General features: G+C 38.8%; 23 protein-coding genes and 1 pseudogene. 17 read left to right on the top strand and 7 right to left on the bottom strand.

Annotated elements, in window-relative coordinates; genetic code table 11:
- Positions 1–22: 22 nt before the first annotated feature.
- The 5 genes from AC0VX1_RS12920 to AC0VX1_RS12900 are packed head-to-tail and all read left to right on the top strand — an operon-like array spanning position 23 to position 5,044.
- Positions 23–1,030 (top strand): TAXI family TRAP transporter solute-binding subunit, encoded by a 1,008-nt coding sequence (locus tag AC0VX1_RS12920; RefSeq protein ID WP_475471600.1) that lies wholly within the window; start codon positions 23–25, stop codon positions 1,028–1,030.
- 19 nt (positions 1,031–1,049) lie between these two features.
- Positions 1,050–2,150: an ABC transporter substrate-binding protein gene (locus AC0VX1_RS12915; RefSeq protein ID WP_475471598.1), complete on the top strand. Its 1,101-nt coding sequence runs from the start codon at positions 1,050–1,052 to the stop codon at positions 2,148–2,150.
- A 19-nt stretch (positions 2,151–2,169) separates the two neighbouring features.
- Entirely contained in the window at positions 2,170–3,330 is a 1,161-nt protein-coding gene (locus tag AC0VX1_RS12910; protein WP_413022585.1) for an ABC transporter ATP-binding protein, read from the top strand.
- Positions 3,294–4,238 carry an ABC transporter permease gene (locus AC0VX1_RS12905; protein WP_048684420.1) on the top strand — a complete coding sequence of 315 codons (945 nt, stop codon included), beginning with the start codon at positions 3,294–3,296 and terminating at the stop codon, positions 4,236–4,238. The genes AC0VX1_RS12910 and AC0VX1_RS12905 overlap by 37 nt, the downstream gene beginning before the upstream one ends.
- The gene (locus AC0VX1_RS12900; protein WP_095678476.1) at positions 4,238–5,044 is read left to right on the top strand and encodes an ABC transporter permease; all 807 of its coding nucleotides are present in this window, start codon (positions 4,238–4,240) and stop codon (positions 5,042–5,044) included. Before AC0VX1_RS12905 ends, AC0VX1_RS12900 begins: the two co-directional genes overlap by 1 nt.
- 123 nt (positions 5,045–5,167) lie before the next feature.
- On the opposite strand, the gene AC0VX1_RS12895 is transcribed toward AC0VX1_RS12900, so the two are convergent.
- Entirely contained in the window at positions 5,168–5,749 is a 582-nt protein-coding gene (locus tag AC0VX1_RS12895; RefSeq protein WP_475471595.1) for a hypothetical protein, read from the bottom strand.
- 109 nt (positions 5,750–5,858) lie between these two features.
- Here AC0VX1_RS12895 and AC0VX1_RS12890 point away from each other — a divergent pair, with 109 nt between their 5' ends.
- Both AC0VX1_RS12890 and AC0VX1_RS12885 read left to right on the top strand, forming a co-directional pair.
- On the top strand, positions 5,859–7,265 hold the full coding sequence (locus tag AC0VX1_RS12890) for an FAD-binding oxidoreductase (RefSeq protein WP_106026371.1): 1,407 nt from the start codon (positions 5,859–5,861) through the stop codon (positions 7,263–7,265).
- Entirely contained in the window at positions 7,262–8,593 is a 1,332-nt protein-coding gene (locus AC0VX1_RS12885) for a (Fe-S)-binding protein (protein WP_475471593.1), read from the top strand. Before AC0VX1_RS12890 ends, AC0VX1_RS12885 begins: the two co-directional genes overlap by 4 nt.
- 216 nt (positions 8,594–8,809) lie before the next feature.
- Here AC0VX1_RS12885 and AC0VX1_RS12880 read toward each other — a convergent pair whose 3' ends face one another.
- Positions 8,810–9,439: a homoserine/threonine efflux transporter gene (locus tag AC0VX1_RS12880; protein ID WP_098186777.1), complete on the bottom strand. Its 630-nt coding sequence runs from the start codon at positions 9,437–9,439 to the stop codon at positions 8,810–8,812.
- A gap of 139 nt (positions 9,440–9,578) precedes the next feature.
- Between AC0VX1_RS12880 and AC0VX1_RS12875 the strand changes: the two genes are divergently transcribed.
- From AC0VX1_RS12875 to AC0VX1_RS12850, 6 genes and pseudogenes are all read left to right on the top strand, one after another.
- Entirely contained in the window at positions 9,579–10,406 is an 828-nt protein-coding gene (locus AC0VX1_RS12875) for a TrmB family transcriptional regulator (RefSeq protein WP_475471591.1), read from the top strand.
- A gap of 275 nt (positions 10,407–10,681) precedes the next feature.
- The gene (locus AC0VX1_RS12870; protein ID WP_098865835.1) at positions 10,682–11,137 is read left to right on the top strand and encodes a HEAT repeat domain-containing protein; all 456 of its coding nucleotides are present in this window, start codon (positions 10,682–10,684) and stop codon (positions 11,135–11,137) included.
- Positions 11,138–11,310: 173 nt separating this feature from the next.
- Positions 11,311–12,129, top strand: a complete 819-nt coding sequence (locus AC0VX1_RS12865; protein ID WP_475471589.1) for a methyltransferase domain-containing protein — start codon at positions 11,311–11,313, stop codon at positions 12,127–12,129.
- Between the two features lie 673 nt (positions 12,130–12,802).
- The gene (locus AC0VX1_RS12860) at positions 12,803–13,498 is read left to right on the top strand and encodes a GntR family transcriptional regulator (RefSeq protein WP_475471587.1); all 696 of its coding nucleotides are present in this window, start codon (positions 12,803–12,805) and stop codon (positions 13,496–13,498) included.
- A complete protein-coding gene (locus AC0VX1_RS12855) occupies positions 13,491–14,408 on the top strand; it encodes a DMT family transporter (protein ID WP_475471585.1) in 918 nt (305 codons plus the stop codon). Before AC0VX1_RS12860 ends, AC0VX1_RS12855 begins: the two co-directional genes overlap by 8 nt.
- Before the next feature lie 180 nt (positions 14,409–14,588).
- Positions 14,589–15,119, top strand: a pseudogene (locus AC0VX1_RS12850) (family 4 glycosyl hydrolase); the annotation flags it as partial.
- 163 nt (positions 15,120–15,282) lie between these two features.
- Here the strand turns inward: AC0VX1_RS12850 and AC0VX1_RS12845 are convergent.
- The gene (locus AC0VX1_RS12845; protein ID WP_475471583.1) at positions 15,283–15,510 is read right to left on the bottom strand and encodes an SDR family oxidoreductase; all 228 of its coding nucleotides are present in this window, start codon (positions 15,508–15,510) and stop codon (positions 15,283–15,285) included.
- A gap of 564 nt (positions 15,511–16,074) precedes the next feature.
- On the bottom strand, positions 16,075–16,446 hold the full coding sequence (locus AC0VX1_RS12840) for a cyclic-phosphate processing receiver domain-containing protein (protein WP_413008567.1): 372 nt from the start codon (positions 16,444–16,446) through the stop codon (positions 16,075–16,077).
- Between the two features lie 301 nt (positions 16,447–16,747).
- On the opposite strand from AC0VX1_RS12840, the gene AC0VX1_RS12835 reads away from it, so the two are divergent.
- Positions 16,748–16,927, top strand: a complete 180-nt coding sequence (locus AC0VX1_RS12835) for a hypothetical protein (RefSeq protein ID WP_413008565.1) — start codon at positions 16,748–16,750, stop codon at positions 16,925–16,927.
- A gap of 215 nt (positions 16,928–17,142) precedes the next feature.
- On the opposite strand, the gene AC0VX1_RS12830 is transcribed toward AC0VX1_RS12835, so the two are convergent.
- A complete protein-coding gene (locus tag AC0VX1_RS12830) occupies positions 17,143–17,910 on the bottom strand; it encodes a FadR/GntR family transcriptional regulator (protein ID WP_475471581.1) in 768 nt (255 codons plus the stop codon).
- A 518-nt stretch (positions 17,911–18,428) separates the two neighbouring features.
- Between AC0VX1_RS12830 and AC0VX1_RS12825 the strand changes: the two genes are divergently transcribed.
- Together AC0VX1_RS12825 and AC0VX1_RS12820 are read left to right on the top strand one after the other, a co-directional pair.
- Positions 18,429–19,817 (top strand): FAD-binding oxidoreductase, encoded by a 1,389-nt coding sequence (locus tag AC0VX1_RS12825; RefSeq protein WP_475471579.1) that lies wholly within the window; start codon positions 18,429–18,431, stop codon positions 19,815–19,817.
- 4 nt (positions 19,818–19,821) lie between these two features.
- Positions 19,822–20,796, top strand: a complete 975-nt coding sequence (locus tag AC0VX1_RS12820; RefSeq protein ID WP_413022576.1) for a bile acid:sodium symporter family protein — start codon at positions 19,822–19,824, stop codon at positions 20,794–20,796.
- Between the two features lie 90 nt (positions 20,797–20,886).
- Here the strand turns inward: AC0VX1_RS12820 and AC0VX1_RS12815 are convergent, their stop codons facing one another.
- Positions 20,887–21,918, bottom strand: coding sequence for an acyltransferase family protein (locus AC0VX1_RS12815; RefSeq protein ID WP_475471577.1), 1,032 nt, complete (start codon positions 21,916–21,918; stop codon positions 20,887–20,889).
- A gap of 749 nt (positions 21,919–22,667) precedes the next feature.
- Between AC0VX1_RS12815 and AC0VX1_RS12810 the strand changes: the two genes are divergently transcribed.
- Complete coding sequence (locus AC0VX1_RS12810) at positions 22,668–23,309, top strand: glycosyltransferase (protein WP_475471575.1); 642 nt, start codon at positions 22,668–22,670, stop codon at positions 23,307–23,309.
- Positions 23,310–23,855: 546 nt separating this feature from the next.
- Here AC0VX1_RS12810 and AC0VX1_RS12805 read toward each other — a convergent pair.
- Positions 23,856–24,584: an exosporium leader peptide-containing protein gene (locus tag AC0VX1_RS12805; RefSeq protein ID WP_475471573.1), complete on the bottom strand. Its 729-nt coding sequence runs from the start codon at positions 24,582–24,584 to the stop codon at positions 23,856–23,858.
- Positions 24,585–24,807 lie beyond the last annotated feature (223 nt).

Here is a 24,807-nt window from a genome sequence, read left to right as displayed (position 1 = left end):
ACATTAAGAAAGGAGGATCACGATGAAAAATGGAGCACTCTTTATAAAAGTCGCTTTGTTATTTTGTTTCATGACAGGATGTTCTTTTATGAATGAACAGCAGGAAATATCTAAACCTGCTACAACCTTGATCCAGAGGCAACTAACTTCTGAAGGACAGGATTTAAATAACAGGATGTTAATCATTGGAACCGGAGATATGACAGGTGTTTACTTTTCATTGGGACAAAGATTATCAAATATGTATGAAAAATACAACGGGGCTGTGTCAGGTACCCAAGTCACCGATGCTTCCATCGAAAATACTGAATTGGTTAGCCGTCATCGGGCAGAAATTGGTTTTACCTCAGTGGATGTACTGGATTTGCCTGAAACGGATAAATCCAAGTTAAGAGCTTTAACGGCCCTATATTCCAATTATGTTCAAATTGTTTCTACTAAACAAAATGATATTGATTCCTTGGAAGATTTAGCGGGTAAACGCATTAGTGTAGGAACGGCTGGAAGCGGTACAAGGCTTATTGCAGAGCGGATACTGTTAGAATCCGATTTACCGACTGATCAATTGAATTTATCCTATCTTTCTTTTTCTCAATCTGCAGAAGCATTACGAAATGGTACCATTGATGCAGCTTTCTTTTCTTCGGGAATCCCTAATAATGAAATCGCTTTCATATCCAAGCAGACGGAACTAACTTTCATTCCAATACCGGGAGACATCATTGAACGCCTTCAAAAACAATATGGAGTTTATACCCATAATGAAATTCCCAGAGATACATACAGGGGGATGAAAAAAAATGTCCAAACGATTTCAATTAAAAATGTCCTGGTAACCTACAAGGAAATGTCTGATCCTCATGCTTACAATCTTGTGAAAACATTATATGAACATCTGCCTGAACTGCAGCATACACATCCAGCTGCTTCTGATATTTCAATAACGGAAGCAACTAAACAAGTTCCCTTGGATTTTCATCCAGGGGCCGTGAATTATTTCACCGAACAAGGAATTATTGGAAATCAATGAAAAACGGGAGGTAATGATTATGAAAAAGCTGATGAGTTTTTTATCAATAATAGTATTGATCGCTCTTGCGGGATGTGGTAATCCTACTCCGCAAAAACCGGGGGAATCCGTACAAACGGGTGCTGGTGAAAAAGGAGAGAAAAAAATAACGATAGCCGGTAATGGCGGTGTCATCGAAAGTGCCATCCGAGATGTGATTGCCCCAAAATTCAAAGAAGAAACGGGAATCACGGTTAATTATATTTCCGGTTTATCAGGTGAAATCCTATCCAAAGTGGAATTACAGAAGAATGCTCCGCAAATAGATGTTGCCCTTTTTGTACCGGTTGATGTTATACGCGCTAAGGAGAAGGAACTGATCGTACCAATTGATGAGTCCAATGTTCCCAATATGAAATCGGTGGATTCACGGTTCATTCCGGTTGAAAATGCGGCCGCTCCAGCATTTGGTTTGGTAATTGCACCAGCTTATAATACGGAAACCTTTAAAAAGGAAGGCTTAAAATCAATTGAATCATGGAATGATCTTGTCTCTCCTGATTACGAGGGTAAAACGGCATTTTCAGATATTACGAATGATTGGGGTTTCAATACCCTTAATGGTCTGGCGATTTCAAACGGCGGCAGTACGGAAGACATGGAACCAGGTTTAGATAAGGCTAAAGATCTTGCAGCGTATTCCAATACATTTTATAAAAATTCAACGCAAATGATGCCAGCGATCCAACAAGGAGCTGCTGACGTAACGGTCATGGGAAGTTATTCCATAGGTGAATTAGCCGTTTCAGGTATTCCGATTAAAATGGCCGTGCCTAAAGAAGGCGTGCCGCTTCAAGCTTTCAGCGCTGGTCTAGTGAAAAATACGCCAAATAGCAAAGAAGCCCTAGAATTCATCAACTATGTAATCAGTGAAGAAGCACAAGCATTAATTTCCGAAAAAGGATTTTATCCGACAGTGGAAGGCATGAAAATTCCAGAAAAATATGAAGAGTCAATCGGGCTTAAAGCAGGTGATAAAACATTCAAACCTGATTTCGCCAAGTTTGCCGAGATCCGTGCAGAGGTGTCAGACAGATGGGCGAAAGAGGTTACTCCTGAATTAGGGAAAAAACTCAAATAAAAAGGAGCGTGTTGATCACATGGAAGTATTAAAAAAAGATGTGGAAATTAATAGGCAACACCTGGAGGCAGTTCAGGGGAGTGGCGCAAATAAAAATGATGTAGAGATTAAAGGCGCGTTTAAACAATTTGGAGCGAATGTTGTCCTGAATGGCATTGATTTGGAGGTGAGACAAGGAGAGTTACTCACTCTTCTTGGTCCTTCCGGGTGCGGAAAGTCCACAACCTTAAACCTTATTGCCGGATTCCTCGATCCGGATCGGGGCGAGGTCCATATTAAAGGAAATAATGTTACGAAGGTTCCGCCTTACAAGCGTGATTTAGGAATGGTTTTTCAAACCTATTCGCTTTTTCCCCATATGACAGTCTATGAAAATCTCAGTTTTGGCTTGAAACTGCGCAAAGTCGGGAAAGCTGAGCAAAAAAAGAAGATTAGTAAAGCGCTTGAATTAGTGAAAATGTCAGGATTGGAGAATCGTTATCCAAGGGAATTATCAGGAGGTCAGCGTCAGCGTGTAGCGATTTCAAGGGCACTTGTTGTTGAACCGGAGCTCCTTTTGCTTGACGAGCCGCTTTCAAACCTTGATGCAAAGCTGCGTCATGAACTAAGGGCCGAGATTAAGCGTTTACAAAAGGAAATTGGCGTAACGACCATTTTTGTGACTCATGATCAAGAAGAAGCTCTATCCATGTCTGATCGAGTCGTGGTCATGAATGCAGGGAAAATTGAACAAATCAGTACTCCGACTGAAATATACGATCATCCGAAGACAGAGTTCGTCTTTCAATTCATCGGGAAATCGAATTGTTTTGAAGGGAATGTGTCTGCTATCGATAAGCGGAAAGTTGCAGTCAAGATCGGTTCTGATATCACTCATGTCGACACAAAAAACGTCATGGGAAATGAAAGTGATCTGAAAACCGGGGATGAGGTAAAACTTTATATTAGACCGGAAAAACTGCAAATTGTTTCTCTCGATGAAAAATCTTCATCTCCATTGGATTTCCATCGTGCCAAGATCAGCCAAATGAACTATCTCGGTACCTCATGGGAAATCAATGTTCTGCTACAGGGGAAAAGTATTCAAGTATTGACTTCCGCTTTCGATTCATCATGGCAAAATGGAAGTGAGGTGTTGATTGGATGGAGCCCATCAGAAGTTATGCTAGTCAAGAAATAGAACAGCAAACGAGTCCTATCGAGCCGCAAAAGAAGCCTAAAAGCAAGAAAAGGAAAGTCTGGGTGCCGGGATTACTTCTTTTAACGCCGATTCTGCTTTTCATATTTGGTTTCTTTGTCATACCGATGTTATACATTTTATATTTAAGCTTCATATCCACAGATAATCTTGGAGGAGCGGAGGCAGTTTATAGCATAAAAAACTATACACAATTATTTTCCGATAGCTATTACTTATCTTCATTATGGCTGACAGTGAAGATCAGTTTATATTCGGTCTTGGTTGCTTTATTTCTTGGATATCCAGTAGCTTTGACAATGGCCAAAAGTTCAGCGCGGATCAGAGGGTATATCACTCTCTTGATCGTGTCACCGCTCTTGGTAAGTATAGTTGTCCGTAATTTTGGCTGGTACCTTTTGCTCTTGCCTAATGGAACGATTAATCAAACCTTGATGGCCCTTGGCATAATAGATGCACCATTGAAACTATTGTTTTCGGAGATAGGAGTTGTGATTGGGCTTTCCAATGCATATCTTCCTTTCATGATCTTATCCATCGTAGCAAGTCTTTACAATATCGATCCTTCTCTTGATAAGGCAGGAGCCATACTTGGGGCAAGCCCATTCAGAAGGTTCTTTTCCATTACATTGCCGCTAAGCATCCCAGGTATCGTATCTGGCTGCATTCTCGTATTCAGTTTGTCAATGAGTGCTTATGTTACGCCTGCACTAATGGGGGGAGCCAACGTGCCCGTGATGCCTGTTGTCATCTATGATCAAATTAATAACCTGCTGCATTGGACATTCGGATCTGCTCTTTCTTATATTCTATTAGCAACCACTGTCATATCGGTAGCCGTCTTTACCAGAGCGTTTGAAAAAGGGAAATTCAAGGAGGTATTCCGATGATGAAAACGTTTGGCGGCCTTCGGGTTGCAGTAGCCGTTTTGGCCATTATCTATATCTTGATCCCGCTCATTGTCGTTATTCCCGCTTCTTTTACAAGTGCCAATTATCCAAGTTTTCCGGCTGAAGGCTTTTCACTGCAATGGTATGCCAAGATCTTGGAGCGCCCTGAATTTTTGGAAGCATTTTTGAACAGTGCGAAGTTCGCAGCATTAGCTGCCCTTTTCTCCGTCATATTCGGTACTTTGGGTGCCCTTGGCATCGCAAAGTATGATATTCCGGGAAAATCGTATATTACGGCCCTTTTAACTTCTCCATTAAGTGTGCCGCAATTAGTCTTAGGGATTGCACTCTTAATGTACTTTACACCAATGATGCTTGCCGGTACGTCTACAGGATTTTTAATTGCCCATATCGTGATTTGCATACCATATGTCATGCGGCTCGTATTAACCGGTTTAAGTGGATTTGATTATAATCTCGAAAGGGCTGCGGCCATACTTGGAGCCAATCCACTAACGGTATTCATGAAAGTGACACTGCCGCTAATTGGATCCGCGGCCATCTCAGGGGGATTATTCGCATTTTTGACATCATTTGATAATGTAACGGTCTCTCTTTTTATGGTATCACCAGAAATGAGAACGCTGCCGATCGAGATTTTCTCGCAAATGCAGGATGCCTACAATCCAATCGTCGCATCCGTGTCGAGCGTGGTTATTTTCATATCAGTCCTTCTGATTGTCATACTTGAAAAAATTCAAGGTGTAGGCAAAGTTTTTGGCGGTTCGCATCATACAAACGGTTAAAAAACGGTATATATGATGTGACATACGATCATGCTGGCAAAGTTATGATTTTTTCGAAGAAAACTCATGTGTACATTCCATTCAAATGGGCCAAACACCTTTTCGCAGCCAATAACGGCGCCGTTAGGACAGGGACAGAGGGATTAACCTGCTTTGCAATATGTTCCATACTATATTGTGAAGCAAAATCACTTCTGTCTTTCCATCCAATTGTTCCACCATCTTTTTAACCCGATCGTCATGTTCCTTTCTTTTTCCTTGTGATAATAAATGGATGATACCGGGATCGACCAATGATTCGATCATACAGTCCGGATTCTTATTTAATAGGTAATTTTGAAGGGCGATCGGCGTTTCTTTTACGGTTGAAACCAGGCCAATGCGAGTATAGCGAAGAGCTTCATCAAGCATGGCCTCATCTGAACGAAATAACTTTACAGAGTATAAAGGCTGTAAAATTGCAGTGATGTCATTAAAGGCAGAGCAAGTAAGTTGGATGCATGAAACATCAGAATCACAAGCTAAATTCACTAATGCAGAAAAGCGGCGGATGATTTCAGGAGTTAACTTGCCGCTCTTTTCCATCAAGGAGAGAAGAGACGTGTCCATGAAATGAAGGAGTTCAATGTTCGGTGCAACGGTCTGAAAGGCAATTTCAATTGGTTTTAGTGCAGTTGTGGTTGCATGAATCAGTGCGATTTTCAAAAAAAACCTCCTTTTTTTTCATCATTATACCTAGCAGAATCCTAAAATGCCATTATATTACATACGGGTAGACCTTACCATATTTCTATTAAGAAAGGAAGTGGGAAGCATGGAGAAAGAAGCCTTGGTCGATCTTCGACAGGTAATTCCAGGTGACAGAATGTTTCTTGATTTGGCAGAAAGGTATTGTTATAGCTATGACGCTTCTTTTGGGGAATATTTACCCGAAATCGTCATCCAGCCCAAAAACGCGGAGGAAATCAGTGAAGTGGTTAAATTGGCTAATACTCACAAAATACCTGTTTACCCTAGAGGATCAGGAACTTCGCTAAGCGGCGGCCCTTTACCTGTTAAAGGGGGGATGGTTCTTGATATGACCCTTTTGCGGGATAAATTGATCATTGATCGGGAAAATATGCTTGCCATAGTCTCTCCAGGGGTGATTACGGCAGATATTCATAAAAAGGCTGAAGAAGCTGGCTTATTCTATCCGCCGGATCCAAGCAGTTCCAATGTAGCCACTATAGGCGGGAATCTATTAGAAAACTCCAGCGGGCCAAAGGGATTGAAATACGGAACGACAAAAGAATACGTGATAGGTCTGGAGGTCGTCACCCCGACTGGAGAAATCATTCGTACTGGCGGAAAGACCGTAAAAAATGTAACTGGGTATGATTTGACCCGATTGATCGTAGGATCGGAAGGTACTCTGGGCATCGTAACTGAGGCAATCATCCGCTTAATACCAAAACCTCAATCTAAACAAACATTTGTCGCCCACTTCAATCATTTGATAGACTCTGGACATGCAATTACCAGCATTTTATCATCAGGAATTCTACCCTCTGCCCTGGAATTAATGGATAATGCGTGCATCCGTGCTGTTGAAAGCTACCGTCCTTCCGGGTTGCCTCTTCAGGCAGAAGCCATTCTGATCATAGAAATAGATGGACACCCATTGGCGATTGAGGAAGAAATCAATAAATGCGCCGATATATGCAGGGCAGAGGGTGCTTCCTACGTCAAGATAGCGGAGACAGAGGAAGAGCGCCAAACGATTTGGAGTGCGCGTAAATTGGTTTCCCCGGCCATTACACAAATGGGTCCTACAAAAATTTCTGAAGACGCGACCGTTCCACGCAGTCAAATACCTGCAATGATGGAGAGATTAAACAATATCCGGGAGAAATACGGGTTGAACTTGGTTGTATTCGGTCATGCAGGGGATGGGAATTTACATCCGAACATCATTACTGATAAACGAAATATTACGGAAATGAAAAAAGTGGAGCTTGCTGTCAGTGAAATTTTTGAAGCGGCAATCGAATTAGGCGGAACACTTTCAGGGGAACATGGAATCGGTACTTTAAAGTCACCATATATGGAAATGGAATTAGGAATAACCGGAGTGAATATGATGAAAAAAATTAAAGAAGCATGGGATCCCAATAATATCCTGAATCCAGGGAAGATTTTTCCTGATAAGGGACAGACAAGGGTCGTGTTGGTTCCATGAATCTACCCGCCAAACCGAATGAGTCAAATGCTGCGGTCCAAAATTTATTTTCAGATGCCTATGATTGGACAAACCAATGCGTAAAATGCGGATACTGTTTACCGGCATGCCCTACATATGAATCAATGGGTGTGGAATCCGCCTCTCCACGCGGTCGTATCAATCTAGTGAAAATGGCAGCCGAAGGAAAAATAGATTTCCAAAAAGATTTAGCTGAACCAATCGACTTATGCTTAGGCTGTCGTGCTTGTGAAACAGCATGTCCTGTTGGTGTGCCATACGGACATATACTGGAAGCGGCTAAAGAAGCCATTGAAAACTCCCCGTCAGCAAATCAAAAAAACAAAATGACAAGAATCAAAAAACTGGCATTGGTTCATCTTATTCCATATCCAAAACGAATGAACAGGATTGGAAGTGCAGTGCAGCTCTATCAAAAAACCGGCTTATCCAAGCTTATCCGTTCATCAAATATATTGCAGAAGGTTTCCCCTGCCCTTGCACATTTAGAACAGGCACTTCCAGTCATCGAGACTTCTTCCAAACGTATCCGGCCAGGTACGATTATGCCGGCAAAAGGGGAAACGAAATTAAAAGTGGCATTTTTTACTGGGTGTATCATGGATTCCATGATGTCACGAATTAACCGTCTTTCCATTGAACTGCTTACCATAGCAGGTTGTGAGGTCATACTCCCTGAAAATCAGAATTGCTGCGGTGCTCTGCATTCCCATCAAGGTGAAACAAAACAAGCGAAAGCATTGGCAAAGAGGAATATCCAAACCTTCATGCAAACGGATGCTGATGTAATCGTAAATAACGCAGGAGGCTGCGGTGCTTCGCTTCTTGAATATGGACATCTATTGGCAGAGGATCAAGAATGGGCTGCGGCGGCAAGGGCTTTCTCGGAAAAATCAAAAGATATCAGTCAAATTCTTCATCAATTGGGGCCGCTACCCTTCACTGAAGGATGGCAAGGCATCGTTTCCTATCAAGATTCATGTCATTTACGCAATGTACAAAAGGTCCAAAAGGAACCTCGTTTATTATTGCAATCCATACCAGGAGTTTCCTATGTCGAAATGGAAGGGTTTGACCGTTGCTGTGCATCTGGAGGCATTTACAATCTTCTCCACTTTGATGAATCCATGAAAATTCTTGATGAGAAAATGAAGAATCTTAACGAAACGAAAGCAACTACCATTGTTACGGTTAACCCAGGATGCCAAATGCAAATGAGCATTGGCATCCAAAGGGAGGGAGCGGCGAACCAAATGAAAAGTTTGCACCTTGTTGAAGTACTAGCCAAGGCTTGCGGCTTGGATTGACAAAAAGGGATACTTCAAACTTCATAGGACATTACTTCGTCAGTATTTTCTGCACTTATGGGGAAATACTGACGTTTTTGTTTTAAATAATGAAGACGTAAAAATCTTTGCAGTCAATAATGCAGTGCCATATGTATAATTAAAAAGATATCGGTGCCGGTTCGTAAATGAAAAAAACCGTTCAATTGTCTGAACGGAATGTGTAAGTAAATGAATTTAAATTCCTGTTTTTATCCCAAAACCGATTAAAATTAAGCCAGTTGATTTTTGGAATGCTTTCTGGAATTTGGAATTGTTCATCCATTTTTTTGCGTAATCAATTAGATAAACAAGAAATAGAAACCACAGTACAGCGAGCAAGGTTAAGATGAAGGCTAAAATAATCAATTGTTGGTTTACATTTCCGTTCAAATCGATAAATTGTGGCATGATGGTTATATAAACTAAAACGGTCTTTGGATTAAGAATATTATTAAGTAATGCTTGCATGAAGGAATCTTTATTGTGCCGGTTTGAATACTTAACAGGTGTATTTGCTTGTGCTTGAATTTCTTTTAAGGAAAAAACGCTTTTAGCAAAAAAACTTTTTATCCCTAAGTAAATTAAATATGCGGCTCCCAAATATTTGATTGTACTGAAAAGAATCACAGACTTTGCAATGACAACAGATAGTCCAAGAATGGCTATAAGCGTCCAAAAAGAAAGTCCCGTTGCCATTCCGAGAACGGTATAACGTCCCGCTTTCGGACCATGGCTAAGCGTGTTTTTCACTAAGAGCATTGTATCTGCTCCCGGTATAATAACCATCATTGCCACTATTGATATGTATGTAAGTAAGCTGTCCAAACTAATTCCCCCTCCCGTTTTCATAGTGGTTACTAAAGTAACTACTTAGTAAGTATATTAGATGAAAATGGAAAACGTCAACAGATTTTGCTAAAATATTAGTTACAAAGGTAGCGACTACGGTTGTGTTGGAGGGTTTATGAAAGAAACCATTTTAGAAACATTAAAAAATCTGAATTTCACCGAATATGAAGCGAAAGCATATCTTGCCTTATTGGAAGAATCGCCATTAACAGGCTATGCAGTAGCAAAAAACTCCGGTGTACCACGTTCAAGAATATATGAAATTCTGGATAGTCTCGCCATACGCGGAGATATTCTGGTCAGTCCTGGAAACACACCACAGTATACTCCTGTTCCTGCAAAGGAGCTAATAAAAAACCGTCGGATGAAAGCGGAAGAGAATTTTGAACTGGCAGAAAAATCATTAGCGGAGTTCGAACGGTCTGCAAATGATCGTGAAAATATCTGGAATATCATGGGGCGCAATGAAATACTTGATAAAGTTAAAGCTTGTATATTATCTGCTAAAAAAAGAATACTCTTAGAGATTTGGGAAGACGAATTCGAAGAATTAGAACCTGAATTAAGACAGGCCGCAAATGGTGGGGTCGATGTAACAATTATTGCCTATGGGGAAATCGTCTGTGGTTTTGCAAATGTTTACCTCCATTATATGGGTTATGAAATTACAGAAGAGTATGGTGGACGATGGCTTGTTATCAGTGGCGATGATTCTGAAGTAGTCGCAGGTATAGTCTCTCTTGGTAAAGATAGCCGTGCAGCATGGACCATGCATGTAGGTTTAGTGATGCCCATTACAGAAGTCATGATTCATGATTTGTATCTCATGGAAATCATGGAGAAACATAGGGAACTTTTAGAAGAAAGTTTTGGTGTAAACCTCGTCAATTTACGTAAAAAATTTTCTATTCATCCAGATAATAAAAAACATTACGTGGACTAGATTTGTACATGTTCAATAATAAAAGCATCCTTCAAAGTGGCATGAATCCAGGCAGGATTTATGCCTTTTAAAGTTGAAGTTGATAGGCGCAGGTAAATTGAAGACAAACAAAGCACCTCGTCCCGGAACCCGGGTGTTTGACGATCCGGCAGATAAATTTAACTATATTAAAATATGGAAAAGGGTATAATGAAGAAGGAATAAGCCATTTTGGTAATGGGATTATCATATCGGATTACATGTTTGATATCCGGATCACTAAGACAGAAGGAGAAATGATTCATTTGAATAACAAGGAAACAACGGGTATCGAGTTACCTGCCAACTATGAGGAATTAAAAAAATCTGCCAATCGCAAATCTAATTGGAGAGAACGTTTAGATGCAATCGAAGAATTGGGTCAAGCAAAAAATAAACAAGTAATCGACATTCTCACACATATCATGAATAATGATTCTGTATATAAAGTTCAAGAGGCAGCCTACCGTCAATTGAAAAGTTTAGGCGAAGATGTGCAATTGCCAGCAAGGAAAAAGGGCGAGTTGATCAAAGGTTTGACCAAAATCTTAGTGAGGATCAAGAAGAGTTTACCTGAAAATCACACATATCACGAATTCAAAGACAAACTCCAGAAGATGAGAATGGATATATATGATACATATGAGGGTGAAAAAGGAGCAGACTTTGATAAATGGCTTGAAAATACGTGGTCAGCTTTATCGAAAAGATAAAAGTTTTTAGAAAAATAAGCAATATGGATACAGGAGCAAAGTTTTTGCTCCTTTTTCTTATGTGTAAAACAAAGTTTTAGCTATGGTATGCTAATATATTTAATAGAGGAAGTATTTGGCTGTTTGCTTTAATTTGAAAACCGATAACTACATACGAATTCAGGGGAGAAAAGATGACAGATTATATTGAACTTTGGAAACAGGCAATGACAGATCATACAGGGAAGATACCTAACAGGCTAAAAGATGATGCTGCAGAAGAAGCTTTTTGGGCTTCCAAGGTTGCAGTGAAAAAACAACATAAAGCGGACCCTTATGCAAAAATTGTGCAGCAAGAGTTATTGGCATTATTAAAACAGGATGACCATGTTTTGGAAATCGGCCCTGGATGGGGCAATTATACATTTGATATTGCAAAAGAAGTCAGGAAGCTAACTTGTATAGATAGTTCCAAAAGCATTATCAATTTTTTGGAAGTCCAGGCAAACGAAAAAGGTTTCGAAAACATGGAGTTAATTCATGATAAGTGGGAAAGTGATAACAAAAAAGTCAAATATGATGTAGTATTTGGTTTTAATTGTTATTACCGAATGAGTGAAATCGGTCATACCTTATTAAAAATGAATGATTCTGCAGCTCGTTTAGCGATAGTAGGTATGACAACCGGACCAGAAAAACCTCATTATATGGAATTGAAGCAACGAGGATATACGATCAATTTAAGAAGACGGGATTACATACACATCTTGAATGTTTTGTATCAACTTGGAATACTGGCGGACTGTAAGATCGTTAAATTGAAAAGTAAAAAAATCTATTCCACCTATGAAGAAGTAATCCGAGATAATACAACAAAAATTCTTGATGAACATTTTTCCTATGATGAAGTAAAAACGATCCTAAATAAATATGTGGTGGAAAAAGAAGGAGTTTTCGAATACGAATATCCGTTTCATGCAGCTTTGATGTATTGGAATCCAAGGTTAAATTAACAATTTTAGTACCTTTTTCTCTGGCCCTTCAGGAAAAAGGTATTTTTTCGGTTGGATATTCGCAAAATAATAGTAACAAGGCTACAAATATGTTGAAAAAATGGAGTGTGAATGATAAATGAAAGAAATATCCGAAAAGAGATTTTGTGAAACTTGTAAAAAAGAGACAGTTCATACAGTAACTGAAGATGCATTGGAAATAGAATATTCATGTAATGATTGCGGTAAGCACCAAGATATTTTCAAGACATTTTTTTAGATACACAAATTTCACTTGACAATGGTCAGTAAAGTGAAGAAGTATCCAAATCACTCGCGAAAAATACCTAATATTTGTTAATTATGAAAGCAATAAACTACAAATGCCATTAGTCTCAATCTAATGTACTAGGAATTTTAAAATACATACAATGGTATACAAAAAAAAAGAACTTTATTTTTAATCAGTGAATCGTTGTAAATTTAAAGCTCGAGGACTCATGATAGAAGGATTTCTTTCACCATCGTAAAAAAGTGTTTTTACTAAGGAAGGATTCCCTTTTATTATGTGAAAAGATGCTTGATGTTTTATTAAAGGATCCAGATTTAAAATGTCCTATAATTTCTTCCAACGGAATGCAATATGTGATATATTGCATATTATATATACCTGTATTTTAAGGAGGTAAAGCCGTTGAAGCATTCAAATTCTTCACAAAAAATTAAACGTACGTCTGTACGTGAAGAAGCATACATGATATTGCGGGATTGGATTGTCCAGGGGATCCTGTCGCCAGGCCAACAATTACGCGACAAAGAATTAGCCGAACAATTGGGAGTAAGCAGAACCCCTATTAGAGAAGCACTTTTAAGGCTTGAGGATGAGGGATTTGTCGAGACAAAGCCGAGCCGTTCAACTATTGTTTCCCCTATTCGATTCGAAGGGGGATTAAACATATATTCCCTTGTTTGGACACTGGAAAAGCTGGCTATGGAACAGGCTTTTGATTTCATTGAAGAAAGACACTTAATGGAAATGGAAGCCATCAATCATGAAGTTAAAAACGCAATCGACGAGGGAAATCAAATAGTGGCCGTCCAGAAAGATAATGACTTTCATTCCATTTACATCAATCTTTCAACAAATGATGAGTTGAAGCGGATTCTATCGGGACTCAAACAAAAACTTATACGAATGGAACTGTTTTATTTCAATCAGGTAAGTGATGTTCACTTTTCCTTTGATGAGCATAATCAGATCATACAGGCAATTAGAGGTGGAAATCTCACTATGGTGCTTAAGGGGATAGAAAAGAATTGGAAAGAAAGTTACTTTAGAATACAAGCCCATACGGAACGTGTAAAAAGTGGGAAAGAAAAAAATGAATAATGATACTTTAGTTGCCATATCACCTTCAAGAAATAAAGGGATTGCACTGGTACTGACTGGCGCTGCGTTATGGGGAGTGTCAGGAACGGCAGCTCAATATCTATTTCAGCAGCAAGGTTTCAGTCCTGAGTGGCTCACTGTTGTACGCTTGTTGCTTTCTGGAATCATCTTATTGGGGGTCGCTTATAAGAATGAAAGACTGAAAGTTTTTGAGATTTGGAAAACTAAAAATGATGCGCTTCAAATTATCCTTTTTGCCATTCTGGGCATGCTCGCTGTTCAATACACATATTTTGCAGCAATTGAACATGGCAACGCAGCCACTGCCACTGTCCTTCAATACTTGGCCCCGGCACTGATCACTTGTTATTTAGCCATTCGCTCCAAACGTTTTCCAAGCATTACGGTGAGCGTAGCTGTGATTATAGCGATTTTAGGCACTTTTTTGCTTGTGACGGGAGGAAGCATACGTACACTCTCCATTTCCGGGTGGGCAGTATTTTGGGGAGTAACATCAGCCTTTGCCTTGGCATTCTATACATTGCAGCCTTTTAAACTCCTTTCAAGATGGGGTTCAATGATTGTTGTGGGTTGGGGCATGTTGATTGGAGGCATATGCTTTAGCATAATCCATCCCCCATGGGCATTTGAAGGCAAATGGACGTTACCTTCATTTTCAGCGGTTTTATTCATCATCATTTTCGGTACGATCATTGCTTTTTATTTTTATTTGGAAAGTACAAAATTCATATCTGCTTCAGAGGTAAGCTTATTGGCTTCCGTTGAGCCATTATCCGCAACCTTAATATCCGTTTTCTGGTTGAATGTAACGTTCGGTTTTGCCGAGTGGCTCGGCACACTCTGCATTATAAGCACCATTACAATACTATCCATCGTAAAAAACAAGTAAGGTCATTGTAAACCGGGGAAAATCTGCAGGAGTTTATTTTTACTTGGCGATAAAAAACCATAGTCTCCCCTGTAAGGGGATAGCTCGAATATTAACGAAAGCTAAATTAGCATGAGTTATATCCATACACTTCTTTAAAAAGCAATTACACTGCATGTGAATTTGCTTTTTTTTGTATCGCTTGCCGAAGAAAAGGAATCCTCAGCAACAAATGGGACGAGGGCTGAGGTCGTTCAACAACTGGAAAAAGATTTATTTGAATTGTATAGAGATCCTGAATTGAATGTTAAACCGACTCAACTAGAAAAGTGCGGTGGAGCGTATTACAGCGAAGCCGCCTGCAGTCTCATCAATTCGATTTACAATGATAAGCGGGATATTCAGCCAGTCAATACACGTAATAACGGAGCGATAGCGAGTATCCCAGATGAATCAGCCATTGAAATTAACTGTGTGATCACCAAAGAAGGCCCTAGACCAATCGCCATAGGAGACCTGCCTGTAGCAGTCCGGGGGTTGGTCCAGCAAATTAATTCATTTGAAAGAATGGCTGCTGAAGCGGCTGTCACAGGAGATTATCATAAAGCTTTGGTAGCGATGACGATAAACCCTTTGGTACGATCAGACACCATCGCCAAAAAAATGCTGGATGAAATGCTCGAAGCCCATAAAGAAGACCTGCCGCAATTTTTCAATGAAGTGAAATTATGAATTAATTCAATGAATACAGAATGGGCTTATTAAAAAGCAATTGGCTTTAAGACTAAAATAGATCACAGCCTGTTCGATTCCAATCAGGCTGTGATCTATTTTATTTACCTGCGTCTTTATACTATCTGTTTTTGGAATATTCCCAGCGAGAAAACTTTTACGATTAAGGCTGTTGTCGAGATGGTCTTACAATAAACTCATTAACGGTAACATCTTCAGGTTGATTCAAAGCAAACAGAATCGTTTCCGCTATACGGGCAGGACTAATCGCAAAAGCATCGTATAATTCTTCGAACGGACCTTTCAAGTCAGTATCAGTAATAGTTTGCGTTAATTCTGTTGCGATAGCTCCTGGAGAAACAATCGACACCCGAACATTACTTCCAGCCACGGCTTCCTCTTGACGTAACGTTTCACTATCATATTTACAGCTGCTTTCGTTGCGCTATAAACAGCTCCAATTAAATTTATTGTTTACATCAGGAGGCAGTTAATGCAAAAAAGCACAAAAGATAACTGTTTTACATTTTACAACGGATGACAAAGCCTCAAAGAAGGAAAAATCACCACAGAAAATTGAAAGATCTGGGTGGCTGGAAATGTCTTAAGAAACCACTAAACTTAATTAGGCGATATGGCAGGGGGGAGGATAGTAACTTTAAAATTACATATCTCATATGTGTCGAATCTTTATGTGTACCCGGTATGAACTTCTGCTTGGCGGTACAATGCTATGGGAGTTGGTATATAGATATACGCAGCCAGAAAGAAAAAGTAATTCGATGATCAAGTTGTTCACATGTGGATGATCGCAAAGTGTGCAATGAAAGATATTCAATCTCTTAAACAAAGTAGAAATACAAAAAGAGCAACTCAGATTAAAGTTGCCCTTTGTATCTTACCTACGGTCTAATGTAAAAACAATGGGTGAAATGTAATTGAAATTGAGAAGGGGTTACCGTATATCTATATAATGTTGCAGAACCTTTGACGGGAAGAATTTGAGGGGCAATGGTCGTAAGGATACGATAATGGCAGGGGGCATAGTTAAATTCCGTTGTGCTTGCTTTAAACAGTTGTACATCGCTTTACCGCCAACTGAATTGGCAGAGTGAATAGTAATGCGATTAGCAAATAGTTTTTCTTTCACCATCATTTGAACAAGCATAGAACCATTCCTGGTTTTATTTAATAAATCATGGTCCAATGAGAGATGTTCAATATCAAAGTTCTTTAATAGCTCTAAACATTCGTCAATAGTCTCGACTAACACATAGCCATCGGGTGCTTTCCGATAGTCATCCAAAAAAACGCTGATTTTCTCCATTTCCTTCACTCCTTTGCTTATGCAAGTGTGACTAAGAAAAGTCAATTAAACCCAAGAAAATATATGGTTTTATCTTTTAAGTTTAACACAACAAGGTAAGAAGGGGGCATATTCGACGTTTAATACTACTATACGACAGCCTTTTTTAGATCGTCGTGCTACTTCAACTAACGGATCTTTACTATAAGAAGGAACTGTTACTGAGCAATCCCTTGTGAATATAGTACAAAACATCCACTTATAAGTTAATAATGTAATAATTTGGGTAAAAGGTAATATCTTGATTAAAAGGAGAAGTGATATGGTACATCCAGACGAGATTTACCTTATATTAAGGGACAAAACGCTGCTGTTGGAGTTAAAGGAACAGATTAATGACTATCATATTTCCTACTTATCAATGATTAATGAACAGCTTTCATTGATTGATAATGCTCTTAAAGTATGTAACATTGATTCCTTCACTATGTCAAAAGGATAAAACCAACATTTACTTATATAGGGGATCAATTTTTCAACTATAATTAACCAGCTTAGCGCCCTCTGAGAAAGGCGCTTTTTTTATTGGGCAAAGTAGTGTCAATTAATAGGCCAAGGTTAAAAAATCACTTAGTTGATAATTTTAGAGGTGTAATTCCATATTGGGTTAATCATATTGCAAGCGGAACTTTATTTTCCCTACAGCATTGTGTGGTTTTATTCATTTGGATAAGCAGTTATTTTTGCATCTTCTCCGATGCTTTCAAGTGTAGCCGCAGCCATCTGCTCTCTAATGCGAATGATATGGGCATTCATTAGTTGCTTGGCTTTGTCCGCGTCCTTTAATGCGATGGAATAGTAGATTTCTTTATGTTCTTGAAGCGTTTCTTGAAAATGACCTGGTTTTGCGAAACGATGCCGTCTGGTGGCACGAATTGTATTTTTCATTTGGTCACTTAAAGTATGAACCAATCCAGCATATATGGAATTATTTGTGGCTTGTGCAATACTATGGTGAAAAAGCAGATCTGCTCGCAAGCCTAATTCTTCATCATGTTCCGAGCGTGCCATTTCTTCTAGAGCTTTAAATATATTTTGTAAGTCAAGAGAGTTTGCTCTCTGCGCAGCAAGAAAAGCACACTCCGTTTCAATTACTCGACGGACTTCAAGCATTTCATAGACCATGTTGTCCTCAGTTTTGAGGATGGAGGTGGATAGATGTTCAATCAGGGATTGAACATCAGATTGTCTGATAAATGTTCCATCACCTGGTCTAATCTCAATGACTCCGTTTATCTCCAATACTCGAAGGGCTTCCCTGATTGATGTTCGACTCACCTTAAAAAGGTTGGATAATTCGCGTTCAGGCGGTAATTTATCTCCAGGTTTCAATTCACCGCTAATAAAAGATTCCTTAATTTGATTGAAGATGATTTCGTACACTTTGGGAGATTTAACTGGTATTGAATCCAATACTTTCTTCACATCCTTCCATGACAACCCTAACAACATGCTGGTACGACTATTAGTGAAATCATTCTAACAAGCATTCATTTATGAAGCAAGGGGATAATCCGCAATATTAAAATTAAAATAAATATCTGTTGAAAAAATCTGATATTTTAATTGGTTAGACCAATATTGTAAAAATATAACGGTCTAGATTCAGTCAAATTATGTTCACATGGCTATTAAAGGTCATTTGGTTTTTGTTATAAGGATGGAAAATTAACTATAAATATTGAGAATAAAGCATTTTTTTATGGATAAAAGTATAAAACGGATAATTGTTGAAAAAGTCAAAAAAATTAGTATAATGAAAATTGGTTAGACCAATCATCCGATAAATGGAAGCGATATCATATAAAGCTATTTAAGGAGGGGGAAACCATCTCTTGATACTCAGTTGAAGAATAGAAGAAGAAACTAAATATTGGTATAGGTACGACCAAAGTTTTTGATATGACAAAAACGGATGTTATAGCAGAAAGAAGGAGAATAGAATGGAAGCGGCTTTTGTAAATTTAATCAACGATTTAAAGCAAATCCTTTCGGAAAGTCAAGTAACGGAAAACCAGACAGTAAGAGAATTGCATGGCAGAGATGAATCCTATCATGCTGTAAGTCTTCCTGATATCGTTGTATTTCCGGAAACAGCACAGCAAGTCAGTGAAGTTGTGAAATTGGCAAATAAGTACAAAATTCCGATGGTTCCTTTTGGGTTGGGATCAAGCCTCGAGGGACATGTCATACCGTACAACCATGGCATAACTATTGATTTTTCATTAATGAATAAAATCCTGGAAGTGCGTGAAAACGATTTTCTCGTAAAAGTTCAGCCTGGCGTAACGCGTTCGCAACTAAACAAAGAATTGAAAAAATACGGTTTGTTTTTTTCCGTTGATCCGGGAGCTGATGCTACTCTTGGCGGAATGGCGGCAACCAATGCCAGTGGAACGACATCCGTTAAATATGGTGTGATGCGTGATCAAGTCCGTGATCTTGAAGTAGTACTTGCTGATGGTTCGATTATACATACTGGCAATTTGGCCGCTAAATCTTCATCAGGCTATCATCTAAACGGCCTTTTTGTTGGTTCAGAGGGAACGCTTGGCTGCTTTACGGAATTGACGTTAAGAGTTTATGGAATTCCTGAGCACGTTATGGCGGCAAGAGCATCATTTCCGACATTGACCCATGCGGTGGAAGCTGTTGTATCCATTTTGCAGTCAGGTGTTCCAATAGCAAGGGTGGAACTTGTCGATGAACCATCAATGACGCAGGTTAACCTTTATAGTGATACAAGCTATAACGAAGCGCCTACACTATTTTTGGAGTTTCATGGCAATGAAGCCGGGTTAAAGCAAGACATAGAGTTCACTAAGGAAATAGTAGCTGAACATAATTGTCTCGATATTGAATTTGAAACAGATAATGCTGCCAGGAACCGCCTATGGGAAGCTCGCCATAATCTTGCCTATGCTTATATTCATGGCAATCCTGGGAAAAAACTGATGGTGACTGATGTCTGCCTTCCGATTTCAGAGCTGTCCGGTGCCATTCACCACGCAAGGGAAGCTATTGATTTCCTTGGCCTTACCGGTGGGATCGTCGGCCATGTAGGCGACGGGAACTATCACGTACTTTTAATGATTGATAACAATAACCAAGAAGAGATTAAAAGAGCAGAACAGCTAAATGAACAAATTGTCCTGTATGCCCTAGAACGTAAGGGAACATGTACTGGCGAACATGGTGTTGGGGTCGGTAAACAAAAATATCAGGAAAAAGAACATGGGAACTCACTGTTTGTGATGGAAAAAATCAAATTAGCCCTTGATCCAAATAATTTATTAAATCCCAATAAAATATTAATGCTAGAAAGAGTGTGATGGAATGAAAGTATTAGAAGCATTAAGCGCAGTAGCCGGAAAATATTTTGCTGTTTGGGTTATCTTAATATCCGTCATTGCTTTTATATTTCCTGGGCCATTTTTGGGATTGGGGGGATTCATTACAATATTGCTTGGCGTTGTCATGTTTGGAATGGGGCTCACTTTAAAAGCAGTTGATTTTAAAATCATTATTACTAAACCACTGCCCGTGATAATTGGAGTTTGCGCCCAGTTTATCATTATGCCATCTGTAGCATTCCTTATTGCTAAACTCATGAATTTGCCCGCCGAATTAGCTGCAGGTCTGGTATTGCTTGGCTGTGTACCAGGCGGAACAGCCTCTAACGTGATGGTATATCTTGCAAAAGGGAATGTACCTTTATCGATAGCTATGACTTCGGTATCAACTTTACTGGCTCCTATCATGACACCGCTGCTTCTGCTTTTGCTGGCAGGACAATGGATGCCTGTTGATTTTTTTGATATGTTTAAGTCCATTGTACAAGTTATCCTTCTACCGATTGTTTTAGGATTGGCCATTAAGCGGTTTTTCCCAGTAGCAGTTGAAAAAAGCTTGACCGTTTTACCACTTATTTCGGTAGCAGCCATCATTACTATTGTAAGCGCAGTAGTCTCAGGCAACGCAGCTAGCATTGCTGCTTCCGGGTTCCTTATTTTTACTGCCGTGATGCTTCATAACGGATTTGGGTTACTTTTTGGTTACTTAGCAGCAAAAGTGCTTGGACTTGATGAAGTGAATAGAAGAGCGATTTCGATTGAAGTGGGCATGCAGAACTCTGGGTTAGGTGTTGCGCTTGCTACTGCACATTTCGGCCCGCTGGCAGCACTTCCAAGCGTCCTGGCTGCTGCATGGCACAACATATCGGGACCAATTCTCGCGACTTACTGGTCAAAAAAACATGCTGGCGACAGTATAGAGGAACCGAGAGTTCATCCGGTGGAGACCAAGCTTTAATTATTTGTAATTGAAAAAAAATCCCATGCTCCCAGCAGGGGTTTTTTTTATCTATAAATCCCAGCACTAAGTAAGGGTTTTAACCTTCCACTAACTGATTTTTACAAATTCGCTTAAACGCCTTTTGAAATATTGAAGCAGGTCATAAGAAATGTACGATATCGTAATTATAAGGAGTGTCTCAAATAGTTTTAAGAAAAGATTGTCAGATATATGATCCATTCTTAGTGCCGATATAATTAAATCAAAAATATCGATGAAGACTACATGAACAATGTATATACCCAGGGCTCTTCCTCCTACTTTAGTAATGAACAAATCCTTCCCCAATGTTTTATTATTTAATGCAAATAAAAAAAGAAATGCAGTTAAAAAGATAGTAGAAATAAAATACTCCCCATGACTTCCCGATAATATCTTTTCTAATAAGTATCCTTCTACCACTTGGATAGTAAAGAAGATAAAAATTAAAGATAAATTGGTTTTGGCTGTTATTGCTCCCGACTTTTTAAAGAATTTATCATCCGCAAAGAAGAATCCCAAAGTTGTATAAAAAAGACCAATGAATAAAGCATCCCGTGTACTTAGAGGAAGATCATAGAACACCGAATACGATTGTCCGATAAGACCTAACAAGTTGAATATTAAGCTAATGGGTAAAAGAAGCCATGCTTTTTTTAACTTAAAAAAACCGAATAGAATGATAACACTCCAAATTAATGCGGTTAAAAACCACAATTGGTATCCGCTAGTCCCAGTTCCGTAATATAAAAGGTCAAGAAAAGAAAAATGATTAATGTATTGCGCAAATTCCTTTGGTACATCGGCAGCATCTTTATAAAGAATTAGAACATCATACATCATATAAAAGAAGAGCCAGCACAAATACAGTTTCAAGATTTTTATAATATACCTTTTAAAATAATCAAAGGAATCCCTTTTATGGATCATCTTTTGACCGAACAAATAACCAGATGCAGTAAAGAAGAATGGCACCGCAAATCTTGAGAAGTTGTCGAGAATAAATAGACCAATTTGGCTATCCCTAGGGAATACATGAATGACTACAACAGAAAATATGGCAAAAAATTTAATAAAGTCAATCGCGTTATTTCTTTCCATTTGTTCACCCTTTTCATAACACTTTTACTATCATTGATTATTCCCTATATTATGTACACAAAAGAAAAATTTATTTTTCTCTTTCTGATTCCAATTATAAGATACTGTAAGACTTAATTAATGAACAGCTAATCGTTCAGGAGGGTGGACTGTTTGTAGTAGTAGCTTCACTATACAGATAGTAATCATTTGAATGCCTATGTTCTTGTTAATCTGGCCCTTACAGAAGAAACCCCTGTAATCAAGCCTTTTGACTTAGGGAAATGGGAGACTTTCTGATTGCAACTTGCAAATTGATATTTAATTATCATTACTTGGAGCACTGCACACATGCTGGAGCATAAGTCCTGCTGATATATTAAAAACATTTAATTTTTGCTGCTCTAAAAGAATGCTTAATAGTTTTGGTAAGACAATGATGAAGGGGGAGGAGGCGTTCTTATTTTCTACTTTCTCTATTAACTTGCTCCCATATTAAATTCACTAATTCTTTGCGTCTCATTCCTGAATTTTCAAGTAATTTAAACATTAATTCATCATATTTAAAGCACCAATGCGACGTAGCTGTGTCTGTGTATTAATCATGATTGATGACCTGATTTTATACAAAACAGCTTACATTGGACGATGTGAGTCCATCTAATTCCAATTTAATATAAACATGGTAAGTTACAGCAATTTTATGCATATAAAATTCGCATATATCAATAATAAAAAGGAACTTTTTAACTTTGGAAGGAGATGGTTTTATGAAAAAATTATTGTTGATGGGATTTATTTTATTATTTCCTCTAAACATGGTGGCCGGAACAACTAGCGCATACGCTAAGCCACAGGAACAACGTATTAGCCAATCTGAGGTAAACTTCGAAAATGAATTCAGGAGACTTTGGATTGATCATGTATTATGGACAAGTAATTATATAACAAGTGCAACCACCGCTGGAGCGGAGGATCAAACACAGGTACTGGCTAGACTTCTAAAGAATCAGGAGGATATTGGTAATGCTGTAAAGCCAGTATACGGAGAGAAAGCTGGGAACAAACTTACGGATCTGCTTAAGGAGCATATTGTAATTGCGGGAAAGATTGTAGATGCGGCTAAAAGCGGAAATGATGCCTTGGTGAAACAGCTAAACAAAGAATGGTATAGAAATGCTGATGAAATAGCAGCTTTCCTTAGCGGTGCCAACCCCTATTTAAAAAATGAAGATCTAAAAAATTTGCTGTATTTGCATCTGAAATTTGTGACAAATGATTTAACTGCAAGCTTAGCAAAAGATTGGAACGCAAGAATCGTTGCAATTGACGAAGGGGTCACACATATAATCCTAATGGCAGATACTATCACTGCTGGAGTTATAAAGCAGTTTCCGGATAAGTTTAAATAATAATCTTAAGAATCCTCCAATAATCTGTTGGAGGATTCTTTCATGTTGAGAGATGAATTGATTATGTTTATATAACTGGTTCAATCAAATGCGCGCTGTTGCGTAACTGCATTATTACACTGAACTACACGGTTACTTTAAGTACATTCCTTCACAACCTCTTTTATAAAAGAGGTTTCTTTAGCATCATGCCAGTGCATTATACTGAAGAAAGGTAAATTTCACTTTTCGAATTATTAAGGGTATGGGGATATTTCTCATTAGTTAATAATCAGTGAGTAGAAGCTAAAACAAATAATAAAGTAGAGTGATTAACGACACAAAAGTGTTGTTTTTCATTCGATTAACAAAAATACAAATTTAATCCAAAGACAGCAGGTTTGTGTTTGTGTCAAAAAATTAATAAACACAAATCTCTGTCTTTTTAATTTTTTGACATTATGACTCCACTAGTGTGTAACCAAAACCACCACGTTCAGTAAATCGGAAAAAGCCCACAACATTTAGGTTAGGGCTCTTTTTACTCCTATTTACTTACTTTGACAGCTAGTTGGAGATTTTTGTGACTACTAATGATGGATACCTATATGTTACATTGGCAGATGCAGTTATAACTCTAATGCTTAGCCTATCGTTTGCGGATAATCGAATTTGGATTGTTCTTCCTATCGTGTTTCTAGTTTCAACTTGTGATGGTTGACCGCCTGGACCGCCTGAAATACGATTAAAGGATTCAAAAGTACTTTCAAGAACCGGGGTTGTGTCATTGATGAATAACCTGAACTGCACCTCGGTATTAAACGTCAAGTTAGAAGCATTAATCAATCTAGCTGTTAAATCCATGCTAATCTCATAAACCCCAGCAGTCAGAACCTCAATATCAGTATAAGGACCAGGACCAGGAGGAAAAGGAGCAGTTCCTAATAACGGCCCAGTAGTTGTAAAAACAACCTTCTGCCCCAGAGCAGGAGGACTTACCGTAGATACTGTGACAAAATTTCCAGACGGATCGTACAATGATCCATAAGCCAAAGCACCCCCTGGTCCTGGGGGTCCAGTTTCTCCCTGAGGTCCTGGAGGTCCTGGAAGTCCTTGAAATCCTTGAGGTCCTGCAGGTCCTTGAGGTCCTCGAAGACCTTGTTCACAATCCTTACATTTTTTATGATCGTTTTTATTGACGCAATCATCTGTTTTATTAAAGAAATCATCTTTTTTACACTTATAGGTCGTGTCAACAAATCTACGACCTTGAATTGGCTTATCTATTTTACTCACCCTTTTTCTCATTGTTCACATTCCGAAAAGTCGAACAATGAAGCTTTTTTTCTGTTTTTTCCGTTTCTCTTTCTGCTTTAATAGTTTCTATTTCCTCTTTAGCAGAGGATACAAGGGTCCTATACGTTTTACAGTAAGTCACGGAGATCTATAAGAAACACTTCCACTCACTGACAAAATTCCCAGACGGATTGTACAATGATCCATAAGCCAAAGCACCCCC

Source organism: Peribacillus sp. QJM3NY_7 (genome assembly GCF_056173225.1).
This window is presented reverse-complemented; position numbering and strand designations above follow the sequence as displayed.